Consider the following 16,233-nt stretch of genomic DNA (forward strand, 5'->3'; position numbering starts at 1 on the left):
CGAACCCGAGATCGGAGCTGATGACCTGCCCGCGCTGACTGCCTGACCCCTCATCAAGGAGAACGCAGCGCTACACCACTACCTGGGACTTGACCAGTCAGTCGCCGAGGCCGGCACCGCGGTGCCGGCGTGCCGATGGCCACACGTTCTGTTGTAATCACCGACCGCTTCAAGGCTCCAAGTTGTTCAGCGGCACCGGAGTTGAGATAGCCAGAGCCTGCTGGTCTTCGGCCTGTCTTTGCCGTTGCAAGGAAGGAGACATCGGCCCACTTCCTCCTTCTGAATCCGACAAAGCAGCGAGAGTCTCGGGGCGTCACACTGATTCCTGTGGCACTGCAAATCTGCGGACGCCGAGGATCGAGGAGCGTGGAGACAATGACGGTGACACGGCAATCCGCGGGAACAAGGCCTTGGCCGAGGACCGCGAAGACCGGTTGGTCGAAGACTCAGTCCCGAAATCGTTTGGCCTGCGACGATTGCGGGGGTCAGCTTGTGCCCTGCGGGGGTTGTGACGAGCCACGCTGCCTGGCGTGTGAGCCGTATCTTTCTGAGGATTGCCGATGGGTTCTGTAAATCGAACTTCGCCAGTAGCGGTTCCAGCAGACGTCGGCCATCGCAGAGCGGTGCGACAACACCACCCGGCCGCACCCAGGTGCGTCCAATTGGCGCGTTGTGCTGAACGACAGTTCGGACGGTGAGCTTGTGATCAACGTCCGATTCAGTCGGCGGCACCGAGATGTCAGTGTTCGTCCATGAGCACTCAACACGTCCCCGCATACCTGAGCCTGTGGCACGAAGATGCCGGCATGGATGGCACCGTGAAAGCGGTGCTTCCGGGGGATATAGATGTGGATGTGGTGGTCGTCGGCGGAGGCTACACCGGTCTCTGGGCTGCGTACTACCTCTCGGAAGCGGATCCGTCGTTGAAGATCGCGATCTTGGAAAAGGAGTTCGTCGGGTTCGGCGCGTCGGGCCGCAACGGCGGATGGTGTTCGGCGATCTTCCCCGCTACATTCCGCAAGGTTGCAACCGAGAGCTCACGTGAGGCAGCGCTCGCCATGCAACGGGCGATGTTCGAGACGGTCAGCGAGGTTGGTCGGGTTGTCGATCTTGAAGAGATCGACTGCGATTGGACACATGGCGGCTATGTGTCCGTCGCTCGCAACGAGGCCCAGCTTGCCCGCGCTCACGCAGAGGTAGCGAACTGGCGGAACTGGGGTTTCAGCCAGGACGACCTCGAGTTCGTAGACGGCGCGGAGGCGAGTCGACGCGTCGGCGCTTCGAACGTGTTGGGTGGGACGTTCACGCCCCATTGTGCGGCTGTGCAGCCGGCGAAGCTTGTACGCGGTCTCGCGGAGACGGTCCGCGCTCGCGGCGTACAGATCTACGAGAACACGGAGGCCATCGAGCTCGCGCCCGGAGCCGTGCGGACGAGCCGTGGGGACGTCCGGGCAAAGGCAGTGGTGCGCGCCACCGAGGGTTATACGCCGCAGCTGATTGGTGCGCATCGGGACATCGTGCCGATGTACTCCCTCATGGTCGCGACCGCGCCACTCCCGACCGATCTCCTCCAGGAGGTCGGACTGGCGGAGCGCGAGACCTTCAGCGACAAACGCCACCTCCGGATCTATGGCCAGCGCACGCGCGACGGCCGCATCGCTTTCGGGGGCCGTGGCGCGCCTTACCATTTCGGTTCAAAGGTGCGGCCCGAGTTCGACTGTGACGAGGGAGTCCACGACATGTTGCGGGGCACGCTCGTTGAACTCTTCCCCCAGCTCGCTGGAGTGGAGTTCACGCATGCCTGGGGCGGCAACCTCGGCATCCCACGGGACTGGTTCCCGTCGGTCTCCTACGACAGACGGACCGGTCTCGCGCAGGCAGGCGGATACGTCGGAGACGGTGTCGCGACGGCAAACCTCGCCGGCCGCACACTGGCTGCGGAGATTCTCGACCTCGACTCCGACATCCGCGCCCTACCATGGGCAGGACGAACCTCGCCCCGATGGGAACCCGAGCCGCTGCGCTGGATTGGCGTGAACGCAGGCACGACCGCGTTCAGCCTCGCTGACCGCAGCGAGGCCAAGTCCGGCAGGCCGTCCCGGCTGGCGTCGTGGTTCTGGAAGGCGTTGGGACACTGAGCACGGCCGATCTCGTGCGACGCCTCTGTCACCTGTGTCCCCGCCTCCTCGTGACTGGCAGCGTAGCGATGCTGGACAGCAGCCCGGCGCCAACAATGAAATGCTCTCGGCGTGTCGGCCCTGATGGCCCTGATGGCCCAGAGTTCATGCATCAGGACTTGTTTGGCGTTGACTTCATCTGTTTGTCGCCGATGCGGCGCGAGATTCTACGTTGAGAACCGTTCAATGCCGCGCGCTGAGATGTAGCCAAAACGGCTTGACCTGAGCCTGCCGCACGTGACGACTGGTTGTCGCTGCGAACACACCTCCTTTACGGGCGGGAGGTGGCGTCATGACGGTATCGATGCGGGTGATGTCCGCGGGCGACGGCTACCGCTACCTGCTTCGCAGCGTTGCCGTCGGGGACGGCAACCGCGCATTGTCGACTCCTCTGACTAGGTACTACGCCGAGACGGGCACACCACCAGGTCGGTGGACCGGGGCCGGCCTCGCGGCCCTCCGTGCTGGCGGACTCACCGAGGGTGACCGGGTGACGGAGTCTCAGCTCGCGCTCCTCATCGGCCAGGGCCGTGATCCGATGACGGGGGAGTCGCTTGGCCGCGCGTACCCCGATTACAAGAGCCCGTCCGAGCGGATCGGCGAGCGGGTCGGAGAACTTGATCCCAGTCTGACCCCGGACGAGGTCGATGCCGAGACCGCACGGATAGAGGCTGACGAGGCCTCACGAGGGTGCCACCGGGCGGTGGCCGGCTACGACTACACCTTCAGCGTCCCGAAGTCTGTCTCGACGCTGTGGGGAGTAGCTGACGCGAACACCCAGGAACTGATCGTTGCGGCTCATCACGCGGCCGTGGCCGAGATGCTGGCGTTCATGGAGCGAGAGGTAGCTGCGACTCGTACGGGAGTCGCTGCACGCAATGGGGCAGTTGCGCAGGTTGGCGTCGCCGGGGTGGCCGCGGCAGCGTACGACCATTGGGACTCGCGCCTTGGTGATCCGCAGCTGCACACGCACGTCGTGATCTCCAACAAAGTCAAGACTCTCCTTGACGAACGGTGGCGCAGCCTGGACGGCCGACCGATGCACGCAGCAGTGACTGCCATCTCGGCGTACTACAACGCCGTCCTCGCCGACCGGCTCACCGGCACGTTCGGGATCGGCTGGGACCTGCGCAACCGTGGCCCGGAGCGAAATCCGCAGTGGGAGATCACTGGAGTTCCCGACGAACTGATCAGGGAGTTCTCCTCGCGGACCCGTGCGATCGAGGTCGAGAAGGAGAGGCTGATCAGCGAGTACGTCGCGACCCATGGTCGGCGGCCGTCCAACAAGATCATCGTCGAACTGCGCGCGCAGGCGACTTTGGCCACCCGGCCAGAGAAGCACGTACGGTCGTTGGCCGCTCTGACCGCGGAGTGGCGCACCCGAGCAGGCAAGGTGCTCGGTGCCGATGCGACCGCCTGGTCTCGCACAGTCACGAGCTCTGGCACTCCGGCGTTCGTGGGACCCGACGACGTCAGCGAGGCGGTGATTGATGAGATCGGCGGCCGGGTCCTGGTTGAGGTGGGGCAGAAGCGTACGACTTGGCGCCATTGGAACCTGTGGGCCGAGGCGTCGCGGCAGACGATGGGGTGGCGCTTCGCAAGCGTCGAGGATCGCGAGATCGTGGTGGCTGGCATCGTGAGGACAGCCGAGAGAAGGTCCGTCCTGCTGAGCCCACCGGAGCTGGCGCCGAGCCCGCCGGAGTTTCAGCGTGACGACGGCACGAGCGTGTTCCGTCCGCGTCACGCATTCGTCTACTCCTCGGCGGCGGTGCTTGATGCCGAGGAACGTCTCCTTGCCCGAGCCGATGACAGGAGCGCGAGGACCATCGCAGTGCAGGATGCTCGAGCGGTGACCAGACGAGCGCAGCGAGCAGGCAAGCTCAGCGACGAGCAGTCTCAGGCGGTGGCCCAGATCGTCTCGTCAGGCAGGCGGATCGACGTGCTGGTCGGGCCAGCGGGCGCCGGCAAGACCACCACGATGCGAGCACTTCGCGCGGCCTGGGAGAGGACGTACGGAAGGCGGTCCGTTGTCGGCCTGGCGCCGTCGGCCGCCGCCGCTGAGGTGCTTGCGAACGATCTCGGCATCAGCTGCGAGAACACCGCCAAGTGGCTGCACGAGCACGGCCGAGCCAACCCGGCGGTCGAACTCAAGCCGGACCACCTGGTCATCATCGACGAAGCCAGCATGGCCGACACCCGCACGCTCGTGACGATCACAGACATCGCGGTCGAGGCCGGAGCGAAGGTGCTGCTCGTGGGCGACCCGGCCCAGATCGACGCGGTCGACGCCGGGGGAGCGTTCGCCCTCCTCGTCTCCAGCCGAGCCGACGTCGCGACTCTCAACGACGTCCACCGCTTCGCCAACGAGTGGGAGAGGGCAGCGTCCCTCGCGCTGCGTGACGGCAACCCGGTAGCGGTCAGCGCCTACGCCCGCCACGACCGCCTTCGCGCAGGCACCACGGACGAGATCGCGACCCAAGCCCGCCAGGCGTGGCAGTACGACCTACGCGATGGCAAGGCGACCCTCCTCATCGCCGAGACCCGCCAGCAGGTCCACGCCATCAACGAGGAGTTGCGAGCCATCCGGCTCCGGACCGGCCAGACCCTCCCGGGGCGTGAGGCGGTTCTCGCCGACGAGCATCGCGCATCGATCGGCGACTGGGTGATCACCCGACGCAACGACCGCACCCTTCGTACGCTCACCGGCACCTGGGTCCGCAACGGCCACCGATGGGAGGTGACTCAGGTCCACCGCGACGGCTCCATGACCGTACGCCGCCAGCACGGCCACCGGGCCACGCTCACCCTCCCCGCCGATTATGTCGCGGCCCACGTCGACCTCGGCTACGCCGTCACCGCCCACCGAGCCGAGGGCCTCACCGTCGACACGGCGCACGTCCTGGTCACCGCGAGAACGACCCGCGAACATCTGTACGTCGCGATGACGCGCGGCCGCGACACCAATACCGCCTATGTGGCCCTCGACCAGCCTGACGAAACCCACACTGTCCCTGCGGATGACGAGGTCACCGCGGCGACAGTCCTCCACGCCGTACTTCGACACGCGGGCGCCGAGCTGTCCGCTCACCAGTCCATCAGAGCCGAGCAGGAGACCTGGACATCGATCGCCCAGCTTGCGGCTGAGTACGAATCCCTCGCAGCGCACGCCCAGCGCGACCGCTGGAGCACAATGATTCGTACGTCGGGCCTCACCCCGGACCAAACAGACGAAGTCATCAACTCCGACGCCTTTGGCCCGTTGGCCGCTGTGTTGCGCAGGATCGAAGCTGACGGCCGAGACCCAGGCAACGTGCTCAAGAAGACGGTCGGACGACGTGGGCTCGGCGACGCCGAAGACATCGCGGCCGTGCTCCACCACCGACTCCGCCTCGCATCCAGTCGACGAACATCGACGAGGGGGCGCTTCGTCGCCGGCCTTATCCCAGCCGTGAGCGGGCCGATGCCGGACGAGTACGACACTGCGCTCAGCGAGCGTGCGGCCTTGATCGAGTCGAGGGCTCGAGCACTCGCCGAACAGGCGGTCCAGACTGCTCCGCCATGGCTACAGCGCATGGGCACGCCACCCACCGACCCAGCTGCCCGCGATCGCTGGTTCCACGCCGTCGTCACCATCGCCGCCTACCGCGACCGATATCAGATCGGCAGCGACGTACCCCTTGGCGTGCGACCGGGTTCGGTCGCCCAGCGAGCCGACGCAGACCGCGCGCACCACCGCGACGAACGCCGCGATCGCCCCATCCATGATCGGCGCAGGGAGCGCCGGTCCGTCGATCCAGGGACCATAAGGCGTCCCGAACCGCAGCACGTGCAGTTATCCACACGGGCATAGATGAAGGGGCACCAGCTGCGGGATGCCAACAACGCTGGCGGGAGGAACCCTGTCATCACCGGGAGGACTCATGATCATCTTCATCGTGGCCTGGTGCCTCAGCGCCAACATCTGCAGCTACCTCCAGGCGTACGCGCCGACGAACATCGCCATCGCCTGGCTCCGCACCCGCCGCGGCATCAACTGGGCGATCCCCGCTGCGCTCGTGGTGACGCCCGGCTGCGCCTGGGCCGCCGACGCACTGGTGAGCATCCTGGACCGTGGCGGACCGCCATGGCTGGGCTTCTTCGCGATGCTCTGTGTCTGGAACGCCTTCAAGTTCACCCTCAACGCGCTGATCACGCCGTTCAGGTTGGCCGTTTCTCGTCAACGTCGGCGGCGGCTGAAGACGCTACTCAGGTCTCAGATGGAGCGGGGTCAGCAACCGCACTCTCGGGATCGCAGTCGACGTCTTCGCTCGGGTCGGGTGGCTCTGGCCAGTTGTCGACGTACAGGTACTTGATCGACGTGCGCTGAGCGACACCGCACCGTGACTCGCTACGTCCGCGCCGCCATCGGGCCGATAGAAGATCAACGGCGCGGCGAGAACGACGTCTCGATCAGGCACGTCCTCGGGCACGGTGCCGTAGGGGGTCAACCAGCCGACGACCCGCGTGCCATCGTCCAGGAGACAGGTGACCTGCTTGTACGCATCCGGCTCGAATTCTCGAACCACGTGCGTCCACCCAGACCGCGTACGCGCCGCCCCCGCCGGGAGGAGGCGGCATGCCACCGCGGCGGCATGCAACTTGCCTGAAATCCGCGCGCCGTTGAGCAGGCCAGCTCCAAGCGCTGCGAGTGTCGTGGCCAAGCCGATAAACAGCATGAACCAGCCGCCGACGAGGTCGAACGAACCGCGCGCGTATTTCCCGGGCGACGCTACGAACGCCGGTAGGTCGAGCGTAAACCGCCGACCGCCTGTCGCGGCGGCCGTCTGTGGCTGTGCCCATGGGCACGCCATGGGCACGAGACAACGAAAACCGGCGGCTGACGCTGGAAGACACCGAGAGGTGTCCTGCCAGGTCAGCCGCCGATTTCAGCAGACGCTGACGGGCGCTGAAAAGTGCCGGATCAGATGTCGTAGTAGAGCTCGAACGCCCGAGCGACATGGGGTTGGTGCTGGCAGGTTGCGAAACCGCAGCTCAGGGGCGACTTATCCATTGGGTGGCGGTGGTCGCTGACGGGCATGAATGGTTCTCCTGCGGAATCTCTGCGGAATCATTGCCGAGGCCTGAAGCACCGACAATCTGCCCGATTGGACCCCGCGGAGCCAGTCTGCCGATCCCTGACGTGCAAGCCGATAGTAAGCCGGGATCTATTCCTTCGGGGATGGTGTTGTTGGCTGTCGATGGCGATATGTGGTTGACCTGCGGAAACGCGATTTCTGTCGACGGCTGTCAACGGGCTGGAGTGACTCTCGACCGGACGGTGAGCGGACAGTAGACCGTGCCTGCGTCGCCTGGAAGGCACAGCGGAGAATCCGTCAGTCGTGTCCGGCGTCGCCGTCGCGACCGTTGGCCCTGCTGATCCCGATCCGGCGCTTGTCGTGCTCTGACAGGTGAACCATGAGAATGATCTCTACGAACAGCAGCACCCCAAGGGTGGCAATGAGGACGTTGAACAGCATCAAAGGTTCTCGGGAGATGGTCAAGAGCGTTGCAGGAAAAGGAATTGCGGTCGCGGCCACAGCGGCAAGGGTGGGCCATGGCGATATCGGAGATCGGCGATAACGCTTGATCCAACGCAGCATCAGTGCATGGGGGGCCACCGCCAGCAATGCCAGCCCTGCGACGCTCAGGCCGAGGAACGCGATCAGCCGAGCCCAGTCGCCGCCAAGACCGGCGAGGACGACCCAGCCCGTGGCCAGCGCCGATACGGTCAGGCACCCAACTACGACAGTTGTGGTGACAATGGTGAGAGCCTCCGCTGCGGGACGCCTTTCGGCTGGCGCTGGAGGGTCAGGTGGCGTGGACACGGCGCAACGGTAGAGCATCTGCGTGCTGTTCGCCGTCTTGTCATTGTATTCAGGGGCGCAGCGGCGTGGTCATCCGGGAATGTTTCGGATGACCACGCCCTGCTGAACGCGCTACTTCAAGGCAGGGATACGCCGCCAACCCTCGCCGGAATAGAAGTACAGCTGCTTGTGACGCTCAGTCAGTTCGACCTCGAACGACCCCAACGCATTATTGAAGCCCGTCAGCCACCACCGGGTCCCGTCGTGCTGCACGTCGACCCGGAACCGCACCCATGCATCTGCCGGCTGTCCATTGACCGAGGCGCGGGTGTACGCGTTGAGCTGGGTGTGCACGACCGATGCTCCGTTCTCCGGGACATCGGACCTGATCCATGGGCTGACATGTGGGTCGATGTGGCGTCTCGTTTCGAGATCTACCTGCGTCGCATGGTCCGCAATCAGGTAGCGATGGAGAGTCGTCGGTGCGTCCAGGAGTTGGTCGACTTGGGAAGCAGTGAGCTCGTGGCCCCGGCTGTCCGTGAGGTAGTGCGCGGCGAGAATTGCGAAGCGCTCTCCGTACCTCGGGTCAGCGGGAGTACGAGATGCCTCGGTCACCCCATCCCATGCAACGGTGTCGGTCAAGGCTTTGACGTTGACATCCGCGAGCTTGTCTTGCTCCACCTTGGTGAAGGAAGTCGCTGCTCCTGGCTCATGCTGCGTCGGTTTCGCCCCCGGGGTCGATGTCGAGATCACCCCCTGGCTTGACTCTCCCATGTCGGACGAGCACCCGCCGACGAGCACCAGTACCGCCGCGAGCAGGGCGAAGATGCGGGGCTTAGCTCGTGCGGTCGATGAGGTAGTCATTGATGATCATCCCGTAGCGAAGGTGTCCGGCCTGATTCTGGTGAAAGGAATTCTCCTTAGGAGTGCTGACTGCATGGATCCAAGGATCGTCGTCGCATGCGCCGTGAGTACGGAATTCATTCTCGATGCGCAAGCCCAGACCCGTCCAAGCGCCACTCTGGGTAGCAGCCCGGTCGATGGCGCCGTTGAGGTGTATGACTCCTCGCCAGATGAAGTTGGCCTCCCCCTGGTCGATGGCGACGCCACATAGCCCTCCCGGCGTGTCGCCAACAGGCGAGGGATACCCCATGGCGATGATGTCGGTGTACGGGAACCGGTCTGCGAGTCGCGAGTACAACACCGCGAGGCGTTGTTCAGTCAGGTTCACTGTGGAGGTGAAGTCCGCCTCATTCTCTGGGGTATTGCAGTTTGATGTGACGCAGCGCCCGAGCCAAGCGGCGAATCCCACATCATTGCCACCGATGCTGACGGTCATCATCTTGGCCGCGTTGGGACTTGCGGACGAGAAGTGATCCTCCGCGAGGCCTGCCTGGATGTTGTCGACGTCGGCGATCGCGGCCCCAGAGCAGGCAACGATCCTGCGGTAGGGGCTGTAATACGAGGCCACATGCGAGGACCAACTGTCGGAGGCGCGGACGCACTCCAAGTCGTCGTAGGCATACGGGTCCCGATACATGCCGTTTCCTGCAGCGTAAGAGTCGCCGACGACCGCGTAACTGGCGTTGGACGGGATGCCCTTGGACCGCTTGGTCGCGCCAGTTGCCCATCCGGAGGTCAGGAATCCTCGGCTCGACTGAGTACGGAAGGCGTAGTAGCGGCCAGCATCCAAGAGGCCGAACGTCCATGAGGTTCCGGTGATCGGGTAGGGGAGCTCGGTGAAACCCGCCGTCCCTGGGTACCGCCGTTGGGCCAGAATGTACCCCTGCGCGTTGGAGCCAGCGTTCCACGACATCCTAATCTGAACGCCGCCGGTGGAGTCGGTTGCGACGGGGGTGGTGACGAGGCCGGTTGGCGCGCCAGGCGTGATGCCATCAATCGTGCGCTGCACCGAGGATCCGGCGTCTCCTTCCATGAATCCCTTGGTTGGACGGAGTCTGAACTGGTAGGTGCCGCCGGCTGCAAGCGGATCGAGGGTCCAGCTGTCCGGGTTGCCGACCGCGTACGGCAACTCCTGCCACGCTTGGTTGATGTTCTCGATTCGGGTCTGGATGAACATGCCGGTCGCGCCAGTCGAATTACGGGACCACGACAACGTGGCCTTCTCGGTTGCCGTGGCAACGGAGGGCTGAGGGGCCTCAACGTTCCAGCTCGTGGTCTGGAAGATGTTCGGGGAGGCCGCTCCGATCCCGATCTTGGCGAGGCCCTCCGAGATGCGCTGGGCGATGAGCGTCTCGCCCGTGGCGTTCGGGTGCGTGCCGTCCCAGGTGTGCTTCGTCGGGTCCCATCCGTTGCGCGTATTGGCAATGACCACGCGCTCGCTGGAGGTGTTCAGCGACGACGCTAAGGTCGCCAGACGAGATGCGTAGTCCTGAGTCTCCGCGGTGAGATTGATGCTGCCGCTCCACGGATCCCACTTGGTGACGACCTCGCCGATGACGATGTCAATGCCTGGGTTCGCTGCTCGGGCCCTCTGAATGAATAGTCGAACGTTCTCGATGGTCGCTGCGGGAGAAGTGCGGTACGCGAGGTCATTCGATCCCAGCATCGTCACCAGAACGTTCGCGTTGGTACTCGAGACCTGGCTCGCAATGTTGTCGACCTGAATCTCGTAGGTCGTGCCCCACAGAGCCGAGTGCTGCTTGCCAGTGAAGTTACTGTCAGCGTAGTTCGTCGAGCCCTGTTCGTTGGTGACGTTGTTGAAGAGTGTGGAGCGCGTGCCGACCATCTCGAACTCACCGGGTGCGGTCTGGTTCAATTTCTTGACTAACCGGTAGCGCCACGTGTAGTCGCTGTTCGATCCTTGGGTGATTGAGTCACCCGTGACCAGGATGCGGTAGGCCGCTGCCGCCGACGCCGGTGTCGAGGACACGATGTGCACCCCGACCAGCACACTGGCCGCCAGACTGAGAGCGATCAAGCCCCGCGTTGCTCTAGCGAGGATGTCGCTCATCCCTCACCGCCGCTGAGGAAGCGCTGCCAGCCCAACCCCTGGTCGCCCGCCGTCAATTCCTCGACGATGTCGGCCTGGTCAACCACGGTCTCGTCGGGCTTGACCTCGCGTGGGCGCATGCTGGCAACCTTCCAGCCTTCGGAGGTGAGCACCATCACGCCGCCAGCGATCATGCGGTTTCGACGTCCGTCAATGGTCATGGGCACCGAGACTTCCACCATGACCTGGTCGGGGTTCTCCGCTGAGCCCGAGTAGCCCAAGACTCGATAGGCGCCCTCTTCGATGGCCACCGAGGCTCCGCCGCTGCGGTCGAACCCCTCGATCAGCGTGGCGTCTGCGAAGTTGAGTTTCTCGCCGAGCGCCTCGCCAACCTGTTGCGGGGAGGCCGCGCTCACCTCGGAGGTGAGTGCCCAAGCCATGGCCTCGACGAAACCCTCCACGGCCGCGTCCTGGCCCTTTGCAGTCTTCGCCGGGGGCTTGCCAGCCTTGCTCGCGGCTGGATCAGGCGCCACCTTGCCTTTTCCGACCGATACCTTCTTCGAGTCCTTGCTCGCGGATGACTGAGACTTGTCCGACGTGGCTACTTGAGGCTCGCTCGATTCGGCGGCCTGGGGTTTCGCGGCTGTTGACGCGCTGGCTTGGTCGTTCTTCAGGCCGATGCATCCCCCGATCAGAACGGCGGCGACGACTGCGGCCGCCAGTGTGCGCTTGTGTAGCTTCATGTATGTCTCTCCCTGTCTCCGTCTGTGCGCCACATGCTGCGGCGCCCGGAGAAGGTAACAGCCTCGGTCGTACCCATGGGGGCAATTAGTCAGATCGCAACGATCGCAACTCCGCTGCGCGCGTTTGTTTCGATCGTTTCGTTCACCGACCTGACTGGACGGCTCATGACGGACGTTGACGGTCCGCGAACGTGCTTCTTCCAACTGGCCCTACGCCCTTCTAATCCATCGGCACGCATGCTACGCATTTGAGTAGGAAATGCGGTGATGACCTGCGGTTTTCATGGTCGTCGACGGTTGTTGACGGAGGCGCGCGAGGTGCATGGCGGGGTGAAGTTCTACACCGGCACAGCGGCGAATGCGCGTCGTTATGTCGAGGCGGACCGCTCAGCCGCGGACGACTATTACCTGGGTGAGGGCACCGGATGCGCGGCGCGCTACCTCGTCGACGACGGCGTGGTTGTGGAGGCGGGCGCGATGGACGGCGACACGTATGAGCGGTGGGTTGCCGGCCATGACCTCGAGACCGGGAAGCCGAAGGGTCGGCTGCGGTCCGACGAGCACGGGGTGAAGTTCCTCGAGGTGGCGGTGAACGGGCCGAAGTCGTGGTCGTTAGCGGCTGCGGTGCATCCCGAGATCAGCGCCGCCTACGACGCTGCCCAGGAGCGGGCGGTCGAGCAGATCCTGGCATGGGTGGGGGAGCATGCGACCACGCGGGTGGGGCCGCGAGGGCGGCAGGTGCAGGTGCCGGTGGAGCGGATGGAGGCGGCGGCGATCCGGCACTTCACCTCGCGGGCGGGTGATCCCCATCGGCACATCCATCTGCAGTTCAACGCTCGGGTGTGGGCGGCAGATCGGTGGCGGGGTCTACACACGGTCGGGGTGAGGGAGAGCATCGAGGCGATCAATGGGATCGGGCAGGCCGCGGTCCAGGCCGACCCCGGCTTCCGCACAGTGCTGGCAGGGCTTGGCTATCACCTGGACGCGGAGTCGGGAGAGATTGTTGAGCTGGAGCCGTACGTGGGAGCGTTCAGTTCTCGGTCGAAGCAGATCGAACGCAACATGGACCGGTACGAGGCCTCGTGGCGGGAGGAGCACCCGGGAGAGGAGCCTGGCCCGGGGCTGCGGCGGGCGTGGGATCGGCGGGCGTGGGCGGACGCGCGTCCGGACAAGGTGGCGCCGACCTCGGGTGCGGAGCTGGAGCAACACTGGCGCGACGAGCTCGCCGACCTGGGGTTCAGACCGCCGAGGAGGCCGGTGAAGCTGCGCCCGGCACGGGTGGGGAGGCTGGACAGGGAGCGTTTGGTCGCGGAAGCGTTGAACAGGCTGGGTGCGCGTCGCTCGGCTTGGAACACGGCTGATGCTCGAGGTGAGGTCGAGCAGCTCATCGCTACTGTCGATGTGGTTGTTGACGCAGCGGTTCGGCAGGAGCTGGCCGAGGATCTCGCGGCGCGGGTGGTGGCGGAGTCGGTTCCGTTGCTCGGCCGCGATGACGTACCGGAGCATGTGCGTGCGTTGACGTCGCCGCAGGTGGTCGCAGTCGAGCGGGACCTGGTCGACCGGCTCGTCAGCCGCGCGGAGGTTGGCGGAAGGGCGGCGCTGCCGCGTGGGGCTCGCTCGTGGCTGGCCCGCCTGGATCCGGAGCAGGCTGCTGCCGCTGCTCAGATGGCCGGACCGGGTGCTCTGGTGGTGCTCGAGGGTGCGGCGGGTGCGGGCAAGACGGCGACGCTCGCGGTGACGAACGCGCTGGTCCGGGACCAGGGGCGGCGCATGCTCGTCGTGACGCCGACCAGGAAAGCCGCGCAGATCGCCACGGCAGAGACGGGTGCGACAGCGGACTCGGCCGCGTGGCTGCTGCATCAGCACGGCTTCCCTTGGGACGCCAATGGTCGGTGGGGTCGGGTCGCGACCGACGCAGGCCCCGAAGCGCGCCTGGCTCCTGGTGACCTGCTCGTGGTGGACGAGGCCGGCATGCTCGACCAGGACAGCGCTCGTGCCCTGGTGGCCTTGGCGGACGACGCCAGCGCCCGGATCGCGCTCGTCGGGGACCGGCACCAGTTGCCGGCGGTCGGTCGTGGGGGAGTGCTCGATCTCGCCTGTCGCTATGCCCCCGACCGACACCTGACCTTGGATGGCGTACGTCGCTTCAGCGACCCGCGCTATGCCGAGCTGAGCCTGCAGATGCGCCGCGCAGAGGCCCCGGGAGCGGTCTTCGACGAGCTGGCTCGTCGCGGGGAGATCAAGGTCCACGGAAGCGAGGTCGAACGGCTCGCCGCGCTCGCCGGCCTCGCTCAGCGCGGCGAGGCGGTGGTGGCTGACACCCGCGAGCAGGTCGGCAAGATCAATGGGCTGGTCCACGACTTCCGCCGGATCACCGGCGAGGTCTACGACGGAGTCATAACGGCCAAAAGTGAACGGATCGGCGTCGGCGACATCGTCGCGACCCGTCAGAACGACACGACCACGGGTGTCGCCAACCGCGAAACCTGGACTGTCACCGCCGTCAAACGCGGCGACCTGATCGTCACCGGCGCCCCGGGCCGTCGACGGCTCCCGCATGACTACGTCACCGAGCACGTGGAGCTTGCCTATGCGACCACCGCTCACGGAATCCAAGGCGCCACCGTCCCGACCGCGCACGTGCTGGTCGGCGAGCACACAAGCGGCTCCTCGGCATACGTGGCCATGACGCGCGGACGCGACCACAACATTGCCCACCTCATCGCCGAGAATCTCGAAGACGCCCGGAACCAGTGGGTTGCAGTCTTCGGCCGCGACCGCGCCGACCTCGGCCCGACCCACGCCGCGCAACGGGCCGCTGAGGACGTCGAACGTTACGGACCTGACGGCGCCCCACGCTACGTCGGACGGGCACGTCGGCCGCTCTCAGCGGACCAACGGGTGGTCACGAGACGACGACAAGGACCTCCGCGAACGACACCGACACCGGCCAGGGACCCAGGCATCGGACTCTGACGCCGGCCACAGCCATCAGAGCGACGTTCGGGGCTCATCCCAATCGGGGGTGTAGGAGTTGGGGTCTGAAGCCGCCGGTCTCGAGCAGGCTTCGGGCGATGTAGTTGGTCAGGTTGCGGAACCCGAGTGCGGAGCCGCGCAGGTGTTCGAGCCGTCCGTTGAGCGCCTCGGTCGGCCCGTTGCTGGTGCCGGGTCGTTCGAAGTAGGCGAGCACGTCAGCGGCTCGCTTCTTCAGGGTCCGGCCCAGGGTGGTGAGCTCGGTGAGCACCTTGGGGACGCCGGCGCTGAGGTCGGTGATCAGCTTCTCCATGAGCTCGCGGCCACGTTGCCGGTCCTCGTGGCGATAGGCGGCGATCATGCGCTGGTAGACACCCCAGGTCGCCTCGACCTCGACGTGAGCGTCATCAACGAACAGCGCGCGTAGCCTGTCGCTCTGCTTGTCGGTGAGCAGGTCCGCGCCGGTGTGCAGCGTGCGCCGCGACTTGTAGAGCGGGTCGTCCCTGAACCCACGGTGCCCGTGGATCGCGAGTTGGACCCGGCGCCGGCACCTGTCGAGGGCGTCACCGGCCAGGCGCACGACGTGGAAGGGATCCATCACCGTGACCGCGTCCGGGATCTCCTCTGCAGCGGCGGTCTTGAACCCGGTGAAGCCGTCCATCGCGACCACCTCGACCGCGTCACGGAAGGCGTCGTCGCGGTCGGCGAGCCAGGTCTTGAACGCCGCCTTCGACCGGCCCTCGACCATGTCCAGCAGCCTTGCTGGGCCGGCGCCATCACGGACCGGGGTGAGGTCGATGATCACGGTGACGTACTTGTCGCCACGCCTGGTGTGGCGCCAGACGTGCTCATCGACGCCAATGACCTTCACGCCCTCAAACCGCGTGGGGTCGTTGATCAGCAGCCGCTTGCCTTCAGCCAGGACCGCGTTGTTGGCGGTGTCCCACGCGACCCCGAGTCCCTCGGCGACACGGGCGACGGTGAGGTGTGCGACCACGATCCCTTCCAGCGCCCACCGCAGCCCGGTGCGCGAGAGCTTCGCGCGTGGCTCCGCCGCGGCGCTGGTGTCTTGGCGCCACACGTGTCCGCAGTCGGCACAGCGGTAGCGGCGCACTACAACTTCCAGCACGGTCGGTCGCCAGCCCAGCGGCTCGTGGGCCAACCGCCGGATCACGGTGTCACGAGCAGCGCCTTCGCTGCCGCACCGTCGGCACCACTGATCTGGTTCCACCACGCGGCACGCGAGGACCGCACGATCCGGTTCAAGTCGTTGTCCGGTCACGCTCAGACCGAGGCCGTCGAGTCGAGCGAAGGCGGTCAGGTCAGGGCGGCCGAAGCCGGCCGGCGGGGTAGCGTCGGACACGTCGAGGTCTTTCGGATGGATGGCGTAGGAACCTCCGTCGTCGGGAGACCTCGACGTCTATCTGCGGACCGACGCGCCCGGCCGACCTATGTGAAGTCTCAAGAGATCGAGGACGCTTCTGTCTCGTGACATCGTGGACAGCCGGTCTCACGACATCCTGGACGGTTCGGTTCTGGTATGG

10 protein-coding genes are annotated in these 16,233 nt (G+C 65.7%); 4 read left to right on the forward strand and 6 right to left on the reverse strand.

All coding sequences use genetic code 11. From position 1 onward, the window contains the following. The first annotated feature begins 752 nt into the window (after positions 1–752). The 3 genes from ACFWQC_RS27785 to ACFWQC_RS27795 all read left to right on the forward strand — a co-directional run bounded on the left by ACFWQC_RS27785 (position 753) and on the right by ACFWQC_RS27795 (position 6,529). Positions 753–2,138 carry an NAD(P)/FAD-dependent oxidoreductase gene (locus ACFWQC_RS27785; RefSeq protein ID WP_378685911.1) on the forward strand — a complete coding sequence of 462 codons (1,386 nt, stop codon included), beginning with the start codon at positions 753–755 and terminating at the stop codon, positions 2,136–2,138. Positions 2,139–2,469: 331 nt separating this feature from the next. After that, positions 2,470–6,027: a MobF family relaxase gene (gene mobF, locus ACFWQC_RS27790; protein ID WP_378685914.1), complete on the forward strand. Its 3,558-nt coding sequence runs from the start codon at positions 2,470–2,472 to the stop codon at positions 6,025–6,027. Positions 6,028–6,097: 70 nt separating this feature from the next. After that, positions 6,098–6,529 carry a hypothetical protein gene (locus ACFWQC_RS27795; RefSeq protein WP_378685935.1) on the forward strand — a complete coding sequence of 144 codons (432 nt, stop codon included), beginning with the start codon at positions 6,098–6,100 and terminating at the stop codon, positions 6,527–6,529. Here ACFWQC_RS27795 and ACFWQC_RS27800 read toward each other — a convergent pair. The 5 genes from ACFWQC_RS27800 to ACFWQC_RS27820 form a co-directional block, all read right to left on the reverse strand. Then, entirely contained in the window at positions 6,419–7,027 is a 609-nt protein-coding gene (locus tag ACFWQC_RS27800; protein WP_378685917.1) for a DUF6338 family protein, read from the reverse strand. The genes ACFWQC_RS27795 and ACFWQC_RS27800 overlap by 111 nt on opposite strands. Positions 7,028–7,549: 522 nt before the next feature. Further along, positions 7,550–8,041 (reverse strand): hypothetical protein, encoded by a 492-nt coding sequence (locus ACFWQC_RS27805; protein WP_378685919.1) that lies wholly within the window; start codon positions 8,039–8,041, stop codon positions 7,550–7,552. A gap of 111 nt (positions 8,042–8,152) precedes the next feature. Beyond that, positions 8,153–8,884: a hypothetical protein gene (locus ACFWQC_RS27810; RefSeq protein WP_378685922.1), complete on the reverse strand. Its 732-nt coding sequence runs from the start codon at positions 8,882–8,884 to the stop codon at positions 8,153–8,155. Then, the gene (locus tag ACFWQC_RS27815) at positions 8,856–10,994 is read right to left on the reverse strand and encodes a GDSL-type esterase/lipase family protein (protein ID WP_378685925.1); all 2,139 of its coding nucleotides are present in this window, start codon (positions 10,992–10,994) and stop codon (positions 8,856–8,858) included. The genes ACFWQC_RS27810 and ACFWQC_RS27815 overlap by 29 nt, the downstream gene beginning before the upstream one ends. Continuing rightward, the gene (locus ACFWQC_RS27820; protein WP_378685928.1) at positions 10,991–11,716 is read right to left on the reverse strand and encodes a hypothetical protein; all 726 of its coding nucleotides are present in this window, start codon (positions 11,714–11,716) and stop codon (positions 10,991–10,993) included. The genes ACFWQC_RS27815 and ACFWQC_RS27820 overlap by 4 nt, the downstream gene beginning before the upstream one ends. 267 nt (positions 11,717–11,983) lie before the next feature. On the opposite strand from ACFWQC_RS27820, the gene mobF (ACFWQC_RS27825) reads away from it, so the two are divergent. Then, positions 11,984–14,692, forward strand: a complete 2,709-nt coding sequence (mobF, locus tag ACFWQC_RS27825; protein WP_378685932.1) for a MobF family relaxase — start codon at positions 11,984–11,986, stop codon at positions 14,690–14,692. 34 nt (positions 14,693–14,726) lie between these two features. Here the strand turns inward: mobF (ACFWQC_RS27825) and ACFWQC_RS27830 are convergent, their stop codons facing one another. Further along, the gene (locus tag ACFWQC_RS27830; RefSeq protein WP_026138135.1) at positions 14,727–16,052 is read right to left on the reverse strand and encodes an ISL3-like element ISPfr2 family transposase; all 1,326 of its coding nucleotides are present in this window, start codon (positions 16,050–16,052) and stop codon (positions 14,727–14,729) included. Between the last annotated feature and the right edge of the window lie 181 nt (positions 16,053–16,233).

The sequence above is a fragment of the Nocardioides sp. NPDC058538 genome (genome assembly GCF_042719275.1).
GTDB lineage: Bacteria > Actinomycetota > Actinomycetes > Propionibacteriales > Nocardioidaceae > Nocardioides.

Bases quoted from the DNA above. Each gene is read 5' to 3' on its own strand.
- ACFWQC_RS27785 (WP_378685911.1), top strand. From the start codon at position 753: ATGAGCACTCAACACGTCCCCGCATACCTGAGCCTGTGGCACGAAGAT.
- mobF (WP_378685914.1), top strand. From the start codon at position 2,470: ATGACGGTATCGATGCGGGTGATGTCCGCGGGCGACGGCTACCGCTAC.
- ACFWQC_RS27795 (WP_378685935.1), top strand. From the start codon at position 6,098: ATGATCATCTTCATCGTGGCCTGGTGCCTCAGCGCCAACATCTGCAGC.
- ACFWQC_RS27800 (WP_378685917.1), bottom strand. From the start codon at position 7,027: ATGGCGTGCCCATGGGCACAGCCACAGACGGCCGCCGCGACAGGCGGT.
- ACFWQC_RS27810 (WP_378685922.1), bottom strand. From the start codon at position 8,884: ATGACTACCTCATCGACCGCACGAGCTAAGCCCCGCATCTTCGCCCTG.
- ACFWQC_RS27815 (WP_378685925.1), bottom strand. From the start codon at position 10,994: ATGAGCGACATCCTCGCTAGAGCAACGCGGGGCTTGATCGCTCTCAGT.
- ACFWQC_RS27820 (WP_378685928.1), bottom strand. From the start codon at position 11,716: ATGAAGCTACACAAGCGCACACTGGCGGCCGCAGTCGTCGCCGCCGTT.
- mobF (WP_378685932.1), top strand. From the start codon at position 11,984: ATGACCTGCGGTTTTCATGGTCGTCGACGGTTGTTGACGGAGGCGCGC.